The sequence below is a fragment of the Dickeya undicola genome, from assembly GCF_000784735.1.
Lineage (GTDB): Bacteria > Pseudomonadota > Gammaproteobacteria > Enterobacterales > Enterobacteriaceae > Dickeya > Dickeya undicola.
Window position 1 is genome coordinate 23,427 of record NZ_JSYG01000049.1, and the last position, 13,795, is coordinate 37,221.

Below are 13,795 nucleotides of genomic sequence, written 5' to 3' on the forward strand. Positions count from 1 at the left end.
TGTCTGAATGACCAAAACAATAACGCTGATTAATCGGAAAGGGAAACCATCCCCGCTGGTTTTTGCGGCTTCTGCGGTTCTCCAGGTTGAGAGCCATCTCCCCCGCTGCCCACCTTACGCCGTAATTCATCGATGTCGCGCTTTGGCGGTGCTCCGAAAAGGCGCGTGTACTCACGGCTGAATTGCGACGGGCTCTCATAGCCAACGTTGAACGCCGCACTGGCCGCGTCCGAATCCTCGTTCAGCATCAGGCGGCGGGCTTCATTCAACCGCATCCACTTTTGGTACTGCAAGGGGCTCATGGCCGTCAGTTGCCGAAAGTAATGATGCAGGCTGGATGTGCTCATCTGCGCATAAGCCGCGAGTTCATCAATCCTGAGCGTTGCGGTGTAATTCATTTTTAGCCAGTCGATGGCCCGAGATACCCGGTGCCCCTGGCTTCCTACCGATGCAATTTGCCACAGCCGTGCCGCCTGATCGCTCATCAGCAGGCGATAGTGGATTTCCCGCTCGATAAGCGGTGCGAGCATCGGGATCGCGCCGGGTTCATCAAGCAAGCTCAACATTCGCCTGAAGGGGTCAATCAGCATCGGCGTGACCGTACCGATACCAATGCTCCTGCTATTTACCCGTTGTTCGGGTAAGGGCAACCCACCTTGTGCGATCAGCTCCGCCATGATGCGAAGATCGAACTTCATGGTCAGCCCCAGACAGGGACTTTCCGGGCTGGCAACATTTACTTGCGAATTGGCGGGGAGATCCAGCGACGTAACCAGGAAACGTTGGGTGTCATAAGCGTAGGCTTCACCACCCACCAGCATTTGTTTTTCCCCCTGAACCACGAGCACAATGCTGGGCTCGACCAGACAGGCGGTCGGCGGCATCGGCGCTTCACGTCGAAACAGCGTCAGGCTCGGAATCGGCGTAATACAGTCCATCTGACCGTCGGTCCATCGCCCGATCACCGCCGCCATCGCCTCACACGCCACGCTGACCGCATCGGCATCGTGTCGTCTTGTTTGTTGTTCCTGATTCGGCATACCACCTCTCCCGTCAGTGCCTTGTGGCAGCATATCCCCCCGACACGATAGAGCCAATCGACAATCCCGACAGTTGGAGGATCAGGCAATAAATGCGGAGTATCTGTCTATCGATGGGCTGACGAGATCACGAAAAATGCATTCGGTCAGCGTAATCCCGGTCATCCCTCAGCACGTGTTTACGCTCCGTTCGGTATATACCCAAAATAATTCGAGTTGCAGGACAAAACGTATTGCGTTTTGAACAACGCGAAGCGTTGGCCCTTCAGGGCAAGGCTCATGTGAGCCTTGTAACGCGGCAAGTGAGTGAATCCCGATGAGCTTACTCAGGTAAGTGATTCGGGTGAATGACAAATTGGCGTAAGCCGATTTGAACGCTGCTTGCAGCGGCCCCAAAGGGGCGAGGCCCATGAAATGGGCCGAGTAACGCAGCCAACACACCTGCAACTTGAAGTATGACGGGTATAGAACGATTCAGTTCGCTCATCCCCACAGCCTGTGTCCGGCGGTTACATGAGCAGTCAGACAGATTTAAAGGATATCACGATGGAAAATTTCACTTTTTTCAACCCGACCCAAATCGAATTCGGTGTCGGTAAAGAACAACAGATCGGTCAGCATCTGGCCGGGCATGGCATAAAAAAAGTGCTGCTCTGCTACGGTAGTGAACGCATCAAACGCGATGGTCTGTTTAACATCGTCAGCCAGAGTCTCTCTGGGCAAGGCATCGAACTGATCGAATGCGGCGGCATCGTCAGTAACCCGGTTATCTCGACGGTGCGGGAAGGTATCGACCTGGCAAAAGCACATCAGGTTGACGCCATTCTGAGCGTCGGCGGCGGCTCAGTGCTCGACAGCGTCAAGGCGATTGCAGCCGGTGTCCACTACAACGGCGATGTCTGGGACTTGTTTACCGGCAAAGCACCCGTTGAATCGGCACTACCGCTGTTCGCCATTCTGACGCTGGCCGCCACCGGTAGCGAAATGAACCCCGCCGCGGTGGTTACCAATGACGAAACCAAAGAGAAGTTCTTTATTTCGTCACCTGCACTGTTCCCCAAAGTCTCCATTGTTAACCCGGTACTGATGCAGGGTGTTCCTCGTAACTATCTGGTGTATTCCGCTTCGGATGTCATCGCTCATTTGATCGAGGTTTATTTCACCGCAACGGTACACCCCAACCTGCAATCACGGCTGGTTGAATCCCTGATCAACACGGTCATCGAGACAACTGAAGCATTGCTTGCCGATGAAACAGACTATAACAGCCGCGCACAGTTCGCGTGGGCCGCGACATTGGCGTTGAATGGCCTGACTTTTTCCGGCGCAGCAGGCTTTAGCTACCCCAACCACGCCATTGAACACTCGCTTTCCGCACTGTTCAACGTGCCGCACGGCGCTGGCTTGTCGGTGGTGGTCCCGGCCTGGATGAAATGGTACATCGGCCGCAATCCGGCGCAGTTCGAACGATTTGCCCGCAACGTATTTGGCGTCGATACCGGCGAACAAGGCATTACCGCGCTGGAAGACTGGTTCAATAAGATTGGTACGCCGACCCGCCTGCCACAGTTAGGCATTGAGGAAAGCGCTTTGCCAGACATCGTTGCAAACGTGCAGAACAACGTCCGTGTCTTTGGTCTTGCCGACACGTATACCCCAGCTGTGGTGACCGACATTCTGAAGAACGCGTTGTAACCGTTGAGTTGTGACACTCCCCTGATAAGGCCAGTGTTCCTTATCAGGCGGTATCCCGTAATCATTTAATGAGATAATCCACATGAGCAGCCTGCTTTCCCGCAATAGGTTCATTCAAAACGCTATCGCCATTTGCGTAGCGACAATATTGACCAGCGTCCAGCCGGTGCTGGCGCAGTCCCCTTCCGCGTCAGCCAATGGCGATGCCCTGCAATTGACGCAGGAATGGGATAAAACGTTTCCGAAAAGCGATAAAGTCGACCATCGGAAAGTCACCTTCAAAAACCGCTACGGCATCACCCTGGCCGCCGATCTGTATTTGCCGAAAAACCGTGGCAACCAGCAACTGGCAGCACTTGCGATCAGCGGTCCTTTTGGCGCGGTAAAAGAGCAGTCTTCCGGCCTGTATGCGCAAATCATGGCCGAGCGCGGCTACGTCACACTGGCCTTCGACCCGTCTTATACCGGCGAAAGCGGCGGAGAGCCTCGCAATGTGGCGTCACCGGATATCAATACCGAAGATTTCAGCGCCGCGGTCGACTTTCTCGGTTTGCAGCCTTTTGTTGATCGCAGCCGTATCGGCATTATCGGCATATGCGGTTTCGGCGGCATGGGGCTAAACGCCGCCGCGGTGGACAAACGCATCAAAGCCGTTGTCACCACCAGCATGTATGACATGTCCCGCAGCATGGCGAAAGGCCTCAACGATAGCCTGACCAACGCGCAGCGCACCGAAATGCTGGAGAAAATGAGCCAGCAACGCTGGGTTGACGCCCAGAAAGGCACGCCTGCCGCCGGTCCCCGCATTTTGCCGGAGAAACTGGACAGCACACCCAATCCGATCATCAAGGAGTTTTTCGAGTATTACCGCACACCGCGCGGCTATCACAAGAACTCACCGAACTCCACTGGTGCCTGGACTGCCACCACGCCGCTGTCATTCATGAACATGCTGCTGCTGACCTACGTGAACGAAATCTCGCCGCGCCCGATCCTGCTCATCGCTGGTGAGAATGCGCACTCGCGTTATTTCAGTGAAGACATCTATCAGGCAGCAGCACAACCGAAGGAACTCATGATTATCAAGGATGCCAACCACGTCGATCTCTACGATCGCCTGGATAAAATTCCGTTTGATAAGATTTCCGATTTCTTCCGCAACAACCTGAAATAAGCAATACGACGGCCATCGGGCGCGAAGTGTATTCGTTGCCAGATGGCCTGTCGGTATTTCATATCCGCCATCGTGTATAGCCGCACTGGTTTTACTCGCCGGGTTTGGACTGTTCATCCGGTTTATCACGCAGTGCGCCGCGAAAATACGCAAACCACCACACTGACCGAGGCAGGCTACATCGGGTCGCGGCAAGCAAAATGTCACCTCGCTCCCCTTTTACCACGCATTGCAGGTACAATTCCCCACCAGTTACCTCATTCACATCCGCGCGTTATCACGCAATGAGTCCGATATGTTAAAAGACGGCGACATCACCTTCCGTAAACTTGAGATTTTCAAGACGTTCATGGAGAGCGGCACCATCACCCGCACCGCCGAACTGCTCGGGCTCAGCGGCGTCAGCGTGCATCGGGCGCTGCATACGCTGGAGGAAGGGGTGCGCTGCCCGCTGTTTATCCACAAAGGGCGCAATCTGGTGGCGCTGCCAGCGGCGCACACACTGCTGGAGTACAGCCAGGAAGCCATGTTGCTGATGGAACGGGGGCTGGAGGAAACCCGCAAGACCGCAGGTGTCGGTCAGGGGCGTTTGCGCATCGGGACGCTGTATTCGCTGACGCTGGAAACGGTGCCGCGCCTGATTATGGGCGTCAAGCTGCGCCGCCCGGATCTGGAGCTGGATTTAACCATGGGGTCGAATCAGCGCCTGCTCACCCTGTTGGATGACCAACAGCTGGACGCGATTCTTATTTCGCTCTCTGACAGCGACATCGACCGTAACCGCCTGGAGTTCCTGCCACTGTTCGAAGACGATATCTGTCTGGCCGCCCCGGCGACCGCGAAGCTGGATACCCGCCAGCCAGCCGACCTGCGTGATTTCCATCACCAGCGCTTCGTTTCGCTGTCCGAAGGGTTCGCCACCTATGCCGGTTTTCAGGACGCGTTTCACATCGCCGGGTTCGAACCGGAGATCGTCACGCGGGTAGACGACATTTTTTCTATGCTGAGTCTGGTGCAGGCGGGTGTCGGCTTTACGCTCATCCCCGAGCGGATGAAAAAAGTGTACGAGAACGATGTCCAGTTGCTGAAACTGGCACCGCCCTATCAGATGCGCCAGCTCATCGCCATCGTGTTCGCCCGCAACCGCGAGCATGACCCGAATCTGCTGGCGCTGGTGGCAGAAGGCCGCATGTATGCCCGCAGCCTGAATGCTACTCCTGCGCCTTAAGCTGGCAGGCGCGGTGGACCACCACATCGATACCGCTGCGCTCCAGAGAAAACGCCTCGCTACGGCTAAACGCCTGCTTTGCTAAGCAGGTCAACACGCCGCCCGGCGGCATCTCAATCGCCAGCCGCACGTCGCGCTCTTCCGCCGCCACCATCGCCTCATGCCAGTGCACGGTACGCGCCATGTTCTGCGCCAGGTCGTCCGCGATGCGCGCAGGCTGCCAGATTGCCCGAGCGGAACTGCCGCTCAGGTAACCGCATTGTGGCGAAGAGAGCGGGACGGCAGCCATCGCCGCCGCCAGCTCTCTGGCGGGCGCATCCAGCAATGCACAATGCGACGGTACACTGACCCGCAGGCGTTGTGCCCGGCTGGCACCGCGTTGTAACGCGCGCTCCGCCACCTGTGCCATGTTCGCATCACTGCCCGCAATCACGATTTGCCGTTCCGCATTCAGGTTGGCAAGATACGCGCCGCTGTCAACCAGCAACGCCTCCACCTCCGACTGGCTCAACCCCATGATGGCGGTAAGCCCATACCCTTGCGGATAAGCCTGCTCCATCAGGTCGCCACGCAACGCCACCAGCCGTAATGCATCGTCAAAACGCACAACCCCGGCCGTTACCGCCGCCGGAAATGCGCCAATCGACAGGCCGCTGACCATATCCGGCATCACACCGCGCGCCATCAGCGCTCTGGCCCAACCCACCCCCGCAATCAGCAGGCACAACTGTACCGCACGGGTATGACGCAGCGCCTGCGGGCTATCCAATTGGTCAAGCTCGTCGCCCAGCACCGCCGCCGCCTCATCCATCACCCCGGTGTCGGCTGGCAGCGACTGCAACATTCCGGTATGCTGCGCCCCCTGTCCGGGGAAGGTAAACAGCGTCTTCATCTCAGCACTCCAATAACCACGGGTCACTGACCCGCCGCGGACCCTGGTTGGTTTTTAACAGCACGTGTTCATCGCGTAACCATTCAGCCAGCGCAAAACCACCGTTAGGTGTTTCAATTTGCGTATCGACCCGGCATAGCGGCGAGGCGGATAGCCGCCGCTGCCAGTTTGTCAGCGCCTCACGGTCCAGCGGCTGTGGTGCGCGAATCAGCAGGTCCAGGTCGCTGTCGGCATGTAACACCGGCACTTGCGTCGCCAGCGCATACCCCGTACTGCCGGTTATCCCCCACTGCCACGGCCAGCGCTGCTGCGCCAGTTGAATCGCGACCTGCACCGGCGGTTGTGACACAAACGGCGAGGCCAGCAGTACAGGCAGTTCACCCAGACTTTCCGGCGTCACGGCCCGCACAATCTGATCCACCGCCACCCACCCGGCGGCGCGCTGGTCACGGCGCATACCGCGCACCCCGACCGGAATACGCCCGGCCGGGTCAACGTCACGCCGCACCACCACCGGCAAGGTCGGCCGCCATTGGCTGTCCACCCAGGGCGCGTCGATGCCTTCCAGCCCCTCGCGGGACGCCAGCCATAACAAATCGTGCGGACGTGTCGTTTCCATGATTCCACTTCCTGATAGGGTTTACATTCCGGATGTTAACGTAATAAACAACGGCAACGACAGGATACAGAGTACCGAGCTTAACAGCAGCACTGCTTCTGCATCCGGTGACTGCACGCCAAACCGGTTACCGAAAACCACACCGAAGAAACCGGCGGACAGGGCAATCATCAGAATCGCGGTGATCGCCACCGAACCGTGCAAGCCCAGTGCCAGCACGATACCCCATGCCAACGCCGGTTGAATCAACAGTTTGGTCAGCACTGCGGTCGTCACCATCAGGTTCAGTTTTAACTGCCGTGCAGACAGAATTACCCCGGTCAGAAACAGTGCCGCTGCGGTGGCGGATAACCCCAAAGGTTTAATAGACGCCAGCAGCAACTCCGGCATACGGATACCGATGGCGGACAGCACCACACCCAGTAGCGGCCCCAGCACAATGGGCTTTTTCAGCGAGCGCCACATCAGCACCGGCAGCATCGACAGCGTAGAGGTCTGATTACCCCCTGATGCTCGCACTTTTTCACGTTCCAGAATCAGCAGGCAGAATGGCGTCATCAACACCGAACCACAGGCGATGGACACCGCCACCGACAGCGAGGTAGACGACGCATCGCCCAGTACGCTGCCGAGAATCGGCAGGCCGAGCGCGGCGTAGTTGGGCAGCGCGACGGTGAGCGTCAGCACCGCAGCGTCCTGCGGCGTTTTATGAAACACCTTGACGGACAGAAAATAAATGGCGGCATAGGTTACCCACATCGCCAGCGTCAGCACCACGATCAACGGAGCCTGCTCGACAATACCGGACCAGGGCGTCTGTACTGTGGCACTGAACAGCGCGGCTGGCAGTGCAAAATCCATAACAAAAATATTGAGTAGCGCAACGTTCTTGTTATCCACCATTTTGGCTTTACCAGCCCAGAACCCCAGTAGCATGATGATAAAAATCGGCGCAAGGGCATGAACAATTACATAAGTCATATCGTATTCACCTGTAATAAAAGAGTCGTCGTTCCAGCACGATGATTTGGCTTGTGTCCGCACAGTGGCTGGCACAGCGTCGTTTTTTCAGACAAAGGGATTCCCGCAGGCGTCCAATGACGCCAGCCCCGGTTATCTGGCAGGTTTCTTTATTGGCTTACCGATAGGTGGCCGTCGCGAGTGAACACGAACCAGCCACCGGTGTGTGACTTACCCGCGAGCGCGGTTTCCTACGTTTTCTGTGCTTACCACTGCGCCCGCATCCGTTCGCGGACCAGCGAAGAACTGCGCCGGTTGTCCGCGCCCAGCCGCGTTTTCAGCGACGGATCACGTCGGGCATCGGTTATCGCCTGCTGCAATGCGGCAATCACCTGCGCCGCATCGTCAGCGGACGGCGTATCCGGGTTGGCGATATCCAGCAGCGTCGATAACAACCCCAGCGTGGCATAATTACGAATGTCATACGCCATCGGTGGGATGGTGGCGGCCAGTTTTTCCAGGTCTTCCACACTTCTGAGTGTGATACGCGCGGCGGAGGCTTTACCCATTGCGTGAATTTGTACGTCCGGGTCATTGAAGGCGATCAGCCGATTGGCCTGATAGCCGTGGGCCAGAAACGCACCGGACATCGCTTTGCCGACGATCAACCCAATAACCGGATGCCCGGCGAGACGCGCCTGCGCATACGCGCCCGCCGCCGCAGCCAGCGCCTGATGGATGCCGAACGCCTCTTCGCGGCGGCCATACGCCTGACTCGGCACGTCGATCACCGCCACAATCGGCCGTTTGTGCTCGCTGTGCCGGTCTGCGGCGATAGTCTCATGCACCACTTTCGCCAGCGTCCAGCCTTCAAGCAGCCCGACCTCGCCCTGCGCGGCGCGTGGGTAGTGGTTATCCGCATCAGGAACAACGGCAATAAAACGAACCGCTTCGCCACCGATGTCGCCATCAGCCGCCTGTACCGACGGGCACAGCCCGGCCAGTCTCGGTTTACCGTGCGCCAGCGTTTCCAGCCATACCGCACCGCGATGTGCTACCTGACTCATGGGTTTACCTCCCCAAAAAGCTGTTGGATCTGTTGCGTGTCGGCCTGCACCCGTGTATCAGCGCCGGTCAGTCGCGCCAGATACCATGCATAGTTATCCGAACGGTGCTGCGCCGGAACGCCGCTGGCGAGCGCGTCATTCACCGCCTGTTTGACGGCGTTAACGCCATCAGCCACCAGGCTATCGGCCAGCCCGATGTGATGACGGATTTCCCCACCGGTCATGCTCCAGATAAAGGGACGATCACGCGAGTCGTACTCGGCAACTCCCGCTTCCTGTTCGATGACCTGCGGGCCGTTAAGCCCGAGACGCGCTTCACGGGTAACAATCAGATGGCTGCACAGCGCGGCGGCGATCGACATGCCACCAAAGCAGCCCACCGTACCGGCGATGATGCCGATTACTGGCGTGTAGCGACGCAGGTCGACAATCGCCGCGTGAATATCGGCTATCGCCGCCAGCCCCAGGTTGGCTTCCTGCAACCGGACGCCGCCGGTTTCCAGGCACAAGATCGCCTGCGTTGGAATACCCTTGCGCTGATCGTCCGCCGCCAGTTCCAGCGCAGCGGCCATTTTGGCACCGGAAACTTCGCCCATGCTGCCGCCCTGAAACGCGCCTTCAATGGCGATCACTACCGTCGGTTTGCCCTGCAACGTACCTTTCGCCACCACCATGCCGTCGTCGGATTGCACCACAATGCCCTGCTGCCCCAGCCACGGCGAGACGATGCCGTCAAACGGGTCGAGCAATTCGCGGTAGCTGCCTTCATCCAGCAAGGCGCGGGCGCGCTCCCGTGCTTTGAGTTCGATAAAACTGCGATCATCACGCATGATTCACCCCTTCAAAAACCTGTTCGATTCGGATGCGTGCTACGCCGGGCGTAGCGCCAAAATCATGAATCGTCATCGCACCGGCAGGCAGGCCGCCGAGCGACTGTAACCGGTCGAACAGCGCCTGCCAGCGCGCCCGACTGTTATCCACCGACGTAGTGATGTCGATGGTGAGCGTCTGTCCGGCGTTTGCCGTCAACAGCACTTCCATATCACCGGAGCCGACCACGCCAGCCAGCGCGTTGCCGCTGGCCGTGCGGGTAGCCGGGAATGACAATGTAATGTGTTCCATAACACCCTCTTAATCGTATAAAGATGGCTGTGCGATACCATCGAGCAGTAACGTGGCGGCCAGCAAATCGGCCGCGCCGCCCGGCGACGCGTTCAGCGCCAGCATATGCGCATCCAGTTGTGCCAGTGCCTGCCGCCCGGCGGGGCAAGACACACCGCCGACCGCCAATACCGCCTGGGCACCGCGTTGCATGGTTTCCAGCCCGTCCAGCCCGGCGCGTGACAACACGCAGGTATCGCTCAGCGAGGTCATGATGCTCATCAGCGCATCCAGACGCGCGTCATCCTCACTGGCACCGTGCCGACGGCTATGCAGCAACTGGGGTAACGCCAACCGGGTTATGTGCGGGAACCCCTGCTGCGCTTCTTCGCGCGCGCCAGGAACCTGATAACGCTGCGTCGCCCGCCGCCCTTTACTAAACACCGCTGGCGCGGCGCTATCCGGCAGGCGGGCAAGACGTGCTGCCGTGTCCGTGATAGCCTGCGAGTCGCCAATACCACCGAGCATTGCCGTGGCGCTGACCAGTAACCCCAGCGCCCAGATCGCACCGCGGTGCGTATTGACACCGCCGGTCGCCAGCATCATGTGCTGTTCGCCTTCTCGCCCTACCCGGCCGACCAACTGGCGCAATGCGGCATCTGCCGGGCGCTGCCAGCTTTGAAGCGCCAGCGTATGAAATGTATGGGTCAGGCTGTGGGCGGAACGCTCCATCAACGCAAGCGTCAAATCCTGATGCGCACCGCTGCCGCGGCTATCGACCAGACCTGGTTTGGGGCTGAGTTGCGCCTCCTCAATCAGGCAGCGCGTCGCCGTGTCAGCCAACCATTGTGCATACCCGTGCGCGTCGGACTGTCGCTGCGGTTTCATTACCAGCTCCGGAATTTCGCAGGCGGGTTGTACAGGCCACCCGACCATTCCACCAGATCGGCCACACTACCGGCCGCCAGCAGCGAACGGGTCGCTTCGGTACGGCGGATACCCAAATCTTCCGGGTAAGCGACCTTGCCGTTGCGGCGAAATTCCGCCACGCGCTGCGCATCCACACCCAGCCCGATGTCGGTGATCCCGGCCACTGCCGCTACCATCGCTCGCCGTTCCTCCAGGCTGTCGGCACGGTAGAGATAGGCGATGCCTTCTTCCGTCAACACATGGGTAACGTCGTCGCCATAAATCATCACCGGTGCCAGCGGCATACCGGCCGCCTTCGCCACATCCACCGCGTCGAGTTTTTCCACAAACGTGGGTTTGACACCGGCCTGGAAGGTTTCCACCATCTGCACCACCAGCTTGCGCCCGCGCTGCATGGGGTCAGGTTCGTTAATCATGGCAAGCCATGCTGGCGTGGCGTGACGACGACCGTGCGGGTCATGCCCCATGTTGGGCGCGCCACCGAACCCGGAAAGACGGCCTTTGGTGACGGTGGACGAATTGCCTAACCCATCAACCTGCAATGTCGAACCGATAAACATATCGACGGCGTACTGCCCCGCCAGTTGGCAAAACGCGCGGTTGGAACGCATCGAACCATCCGCCCCGGTGAAAAATACGTCCGGTCGGGCAGCGATGTAGGCTTCCATCCCCAGTTCGCCACCAAAGCAGTGGACGCTATCGACCCAGCCGCTTTCAATCGCCGGAATCAGCGTGGGGTGTGGGTTGAGGGTCCAGTGCTTACAGATTTTGCCTTTCAGCCCCAGACGCTCGCCGTAGGTCGGCAACAGCAGCTCAATCGCCGCGGTGTTGAAACCGATACCGTGGTTGAGCGACTGCACCTGATGCTCGGCGTAAATGCCCTTGATAGCCATCATCGCCATCAGGATGTGCTCTTGTTTGATCAAGCGCGGGTCGCGGGTAAACAGTGGTTCGATAAAGAACGGCTTGTCGGCGACCACCACATAATCAATCCAGGAACCGGGAATATCGACGCGCGGCAAGTCCGTTTCGTCGTCCACCAGTTCATTGACCTGAGCGATGACGATACCGTCATGGAACGCGGCGGCTTCGACCAACGCCGGGGTGTCTTCGGTGCTGGGGCCGGTGTACAGGTTGCCTTTACGGTCGGCTTTGTACCCTGCGACCAGCGCCACATTGGGGATCAGGTCAACATACAGGCGGGAATAGAGTTCGATATAGGTATGAATCGCGCCCACTTCCAGCGCGCCATCTTCCAGCAGTTGCGAAATGCGCAGGCTCTGCGTGCCCGAGAAGGAGAAATCGAGCTTGTGGGCGATGCCTTTCTCGAAGATATCCAGATGCTCGCTACGCCCGACACTCGGCATGATCATATGCAAATCATGCACTTTTTGCGGGTTGACCTCCGCCAGCGTGCGGGAGAGAAAGTCAGCCTGCTTCTGGTTATTGCCTTCCAGCACCACTTTATCGCCGGGGGCGATCAGCTTTTCCAGCATCGCAGCAAGATGTTCCGTGGGAAGCACCTTGCCCTGGACGGGTATCGACGCCTTGCGCCGTTGTTTTTCACTGCGGCGTGTATTCCAGAGCCGCGGTGACGTTTGCCCAGACAACATTATTAACCTCCTGATTCAGCTCATCATTTTGATTTGCCTTGGTCTGGTTAAAGTATGTTCCCCGGCCGATGCCGCTTCAATAAAGCCGGTATCGCAATCATTAGCTTTAGAGTAAAGATTGATGGCGTGCTGCAAGTCGTTACGACGCCAGCGCGCCTCCGCTCACGGTTTGCCCTTGCAGCACAGTTTTGGCTCATTGTGATCGATATCGCGCTTTTTAACGTGGGATGGCTGGTTTTTAACGCAGAAGGAGGAAGAGAGAGTGCGGTAAAGGCCGTCGTTAGCAGGCAAGAGAGGCGGCTACGCTGTTAGCCCTGACCAGACAGGCCAGGGCGGTGGAACCGGTTATATCACTTGGAAGGCGGGGCTTTTTTGTCCACTACGCTGTGAATCGCAGCGGCCAGTTCATTGATTTCGAATTTCGCCACATACGAATCCGCGCCCACGTTACGCACGTGGTCTTCGTTCGCAGAGCCGGACAGCGATGAGTGGATAATAACGGGAATGTTCTTGAGCGTATCATCACGTTTGATATTACGCGTCAGTGTAAAACCATCCATCTCCGGCATTTCCAGATCGGTCAGCACAAAGGCAATCTTGTCCGAAATCGGCCGGCCTTCTGCTTGTGCTTCCTTCGCCATTTCCTTGATCTTGTTCCAGGCTTCCAACCCGGTGATATGCATGATGTACGGAATGTTCATCACCTTCAGCCCTGTTTCCAGCATCGTTCGTGCGACTTTGGAGTCTTCGGCCACAATCGCCACCGCACCGGGCTTCAGTTTGAAGGTTTTGGCTTCCACGCTTTCAATCTTAATCTCGCGCTCGGTCGGAATAATGTCGTGCAGAATCTGTTCGACATCCAACACCAGTGCCAGACGGTTACTTGATGGATCGCTGTCCAGACGCGCAATACTGGTGATATAGGTATTACTGACGCCTGCTTCCGCCGTATTGACCTGGCTCCAGTCCAGGCGAACAATGTCATCAACGGATTCGACCGCAAAAGCCTGGGTGCTGCGTGCATATTCCGTCACCAGCAGAATATTACGGCCGGTACTCGCCGCACATCCTACTACCGCCGGAAGATCGATAACGGGAATAATCTGCCCGCGAATATTAATCATGCCAAGCATTGGTGGAGTCATACCCGCCGCCTTGGTCAAGGTTGGCATCGGAACGATTTCACGAAGCTTGAACACATTGATGCCGAACAGCTCGGATGGCCCTTCGCCGGTGGCCGATCCTAAACGGAACAATAACAATTCAAACTTGTTGGATGAGGTGAGATTAGTTCTCTCCTCAATCTCTCTTTGAAATTTATCCATTCTGTCCTCAATGCAAATAATTATTAATTGTGTGGTTACAAGGCAACATCAGTAATGCAGGCAAATCAGGGCAATACCCTGCCACCTCACTCTACGCGATCGCTGGCGCGCTTCAAATAGCTCTTACTTCTTATACACCATCAAAAAGAAA

13 protein-coding genes are annotated in these 13,795 nt (G+C 57.8%); 3 read left to right on the forward strand and 10 right to left on the reverse strand.

The genetic code is table 11. From position 1 onward, the window contains the following. Positions 1-29: 29 nt before the first annotated feature. On the reverse strand, positions 30-1,040 hold the full coding sequence (locus OB87_RS18865) for an AraC family transcriptional regulator (RefSeq protein ID WP_033570907.1): 1,011 nt from the start codon (positions 1,038-1,040) through the stop codon (positions 30-32). A gap of 546 nt (positions 1,041-1,586) precedes the next feature. Here OB87_RS18865 and OB87_RS18870 point away from each other — a divergent pair. The 3 genes from OB87_RS18870 (at position 1,587) to OB87_RS18880 (ending at position 5,137) form a co-directional block, all read left to right on the forward strand. Further along, a complete protein-coding gene (locus tag OB87_RS18870) occupies positions 1,587-2,735 on the forward strand; it encodes an iron-containing alcohol dehydrogenase (RefSeq protein ID WP_033570908.1) in 1,149 nt (382 codons plus the stop codon). 82 nt (positions 2,736-2,817) lie between these two features. Continuing rightward, positions 2,818-3,909 carry an alpha/beta hydrolase gene (locus tag OB87_RS18875; RefSeq protein ID WP_033570909.1) on the forward strand — a complete coding sequence of 364 codons (1,092 nt, stop codon included), beginning with the start codon at positions 2,818-2,820 and terminating at the stop codon, positions 3,907-3,909. Between the two features lie 295 nt (positions 3,910-4,204). Beyond that, positions 4,205-5,137: a LysR substrate-binding domain-containing protein gene (locus OB87_RS18880; RefSeq protein ID WP_033570910.1), complete on the forward strand. Its 933-nt coding sequence runs from the start codon at positions 4,205-4,207 to the stop codon at positions 5,135-5,137. On the opposite strand, the gene mdcH is transcribed toward OB87_RS18880, so the two are convergent. From mdcH to OB87_RS18930, 9 genes are all read right to left on the reverse strand, one after another. Next, positions 5,121-6,029 (reverse strand): malonate decarboxylase subunit epsilon, encoded by a 909-nt coding sequence (mdcH, locus tag OB87_RS18885; protein WP_033570911.1) that lies wholly within the window; start codon positions 6,027-6,029, stop codon positions 5,121-5,123. The genes OB87_RS18880 and mdcH overlap by 17 nt on opposite strands. 1 nt (position 6,030) lies before the next feature. Next, a complete protein-coding gene (locus OB87_RS18890; RefSeq protein WP_033570912.1) occupies positions 6,031-6,648 on the reverse strand; it encodes a malonate decarboxylase holo-ACP synthase in 618 nt (205 codons plus the stop codon). A gap of 21 nt (positions 6,649-6,669) precedes the next feature. Next, entirely contained in the window at positions 6,670-7,629 is a 960-nt protein-coding gene (locus tag OB87_RS18895) for an AEC family transporter (protein WP_033570913.1), read from the reverse strand. A 245-nt stretch (positions 7,630-7,874) separates the two neighbouring features. After that, positions 7,875-8,675, reverse strand: coding sequence for a biotin-independent malonate decarboxylase subunit gamma (gene mdcE / locus OB87_RS18900; protein ID WP_033570914.1), 801 nt, complete (start codon positions 8,673-8,675; stop codon positions 7,875-7,877). After that, positions 8,672-9,505, reverse strand: a complete 834-nt coding sequence (locus OB87_RS18905) for a biotin-independent malonate decarboxylase subunit beta (RefSeq protein ID WP_033570915.1) — start codon at positions 9,503-9,505, stop codon at positions 8,672-8,674. Before OB87_RS18905 ends, mdcE begins: the two co-directional genes overlap by 4 nt. Continuing rightward, the gene (gene mdcC, locus OB87_RS18910) at positions 9,498-9,797 is read right to left on the reverse strand and encodes a malonate decarboxylase acyl carrier protein (protein WP_033570916.1); all 300 of its coding nucleotides are present in this window, start codon (positions 9,795-9,797) and stop codon (positions 9,498-9,500) included. Before mdcC ends, OB87_RS18905 begins: the two co-directional genes overlap by 8 nt. A gap of 9 nt (positions 9,798-9,806) precedes the next feature. Next, positions 9,807-10,664, reverse strand: a complete 858-nt coding sequence (locus OB87_RS18915) for a triphosphoribosyl-dephospho-CoA synthase (RefSeq protein ID WP_033570917.1) — start codon at positions 10,662-10,664, stop codon at positions 9,807-9,809. Continuing rightward, the gene (mdcA, locus tag OB87_RS18920) at positions 10,664-12,319 is read right to left on the reverse strand and encodes a malonate decarboxylase subunit alpha (RefSeq protein WP_033570918.1); all 1,656 of its coding nucleotides are present in this window, start codon (positions 12,317-12,319) and stop codon (positions 10,664-10,666) included. Before mdcA ends, OB87_RS18915 begins: the two co-directional genes overlap by 1 nt. 350 nt (positions 12,320-12,669) lie before the next feature. Further along, positions 12,670-13,644, reverse strand: a complete 975-nt coding sequence (locus tag OB87_RS18930; RefSeq protein WP_033570920.1) for a chemotaxis protein — start codon at positions 13,642-13,644, stop codon at positions 12,670-12,672. Positions 13,645-13,795 lie beyond the last annotated feature (151 nt).

Excerpts from the sequence above, each read along its gene's own strand:
- OB87_RS18865 (WP_033570907.1), bottom strand. The coding sequence starts at position 1,040 with ATGCCGAATCAGGAACAACAAACAAGACGACACGATGCCGATGCGGTC.
- OB87_RS18870 (WP_033570908.1), top strand. The coding sequence starts at position 1,587 with ATGGAAAATTTCACTTTTTTCAACCCGACCCAAATCGAATTCGGTGTC.
- OB87_RS18875 (WP_033570909.1), top strand. The coding sequence starts at position 2,818 with ATGAGCAGCCTGCTTTCCCGCAATAGGTTCATTCAAAACGCTATCGCC.
- OB87_RS18880 (WP_033570910.1), top strand. The coding sequence starts at position 4,205 with ATGTTAAAAGACGGCGACATCACCTTCCGTAAACTTGAGATTTTCAAG.
- mdcH (WP_033570911.1), bottom strand. The coding sequence starts at position 6,029 with ATGAAGACGCTGTTTACCTTCCCCGGACAGGGGGCGCAGCATACCGGA.
- OB87_RS18890 (WP_033570912.1), bottom strand. The coding sequence starts at position 6,648 with ATGGAAACGACACGTCCGCACGATTTGTTATGGCTGGCGTCCCGCGAG.
- OB87_RS18895 (WP_033570913.1), bottom strand. The coding sequence starts at position 7,629 with ATGACTTATGTAATTGTTCATGCCCTTGCGCCGATTTTTATCATCATG.
- mdcE (WP_033570914.1), bottom strand. The coding sequence starts at position 8,675 with ATGAGTCAGGTAGCACATCGCGGTGCGGTATGGCTGGAAACGCTGGCG.
- OB87_RS18905 (WP_033570915.1), bottom strand. The coding sequence starts at position 9,505 with ATGCGTGATGATCGCAGTTTTATCGAACTCAAAGCACGGGAGCGCGCC.
- mdcC (WP_033570916.1), bottom strand. The coding sequence starts at position 9,797 with ATGGAACACATTACATTGTCATTCCCGGCTACCCGCACGGCCAGCGGC.
- OB87_RS18915 (WP_033570917.1), bottom strand. The coding sequence starts at position 10,664 with ATGAAACCGCAGCGACAGTCCGACGCGCACGGGTATGCACAATGGTTG.
- mdcA (WP_033570918.1), bottom strand. The coding sequence starts at position 12,319 with ATGTTGTCTGGGCAAACGTCACCGCGGCTCTGGAATACACGCCGCAGT.
- OB87_RS18930 (WP_033570920.1), bottom strand. The coding sequence starts at position 13,644 with ATGGATAAATTTCAAAGAGAGATTGAGGAGAGAACTAATCTCACCTCA.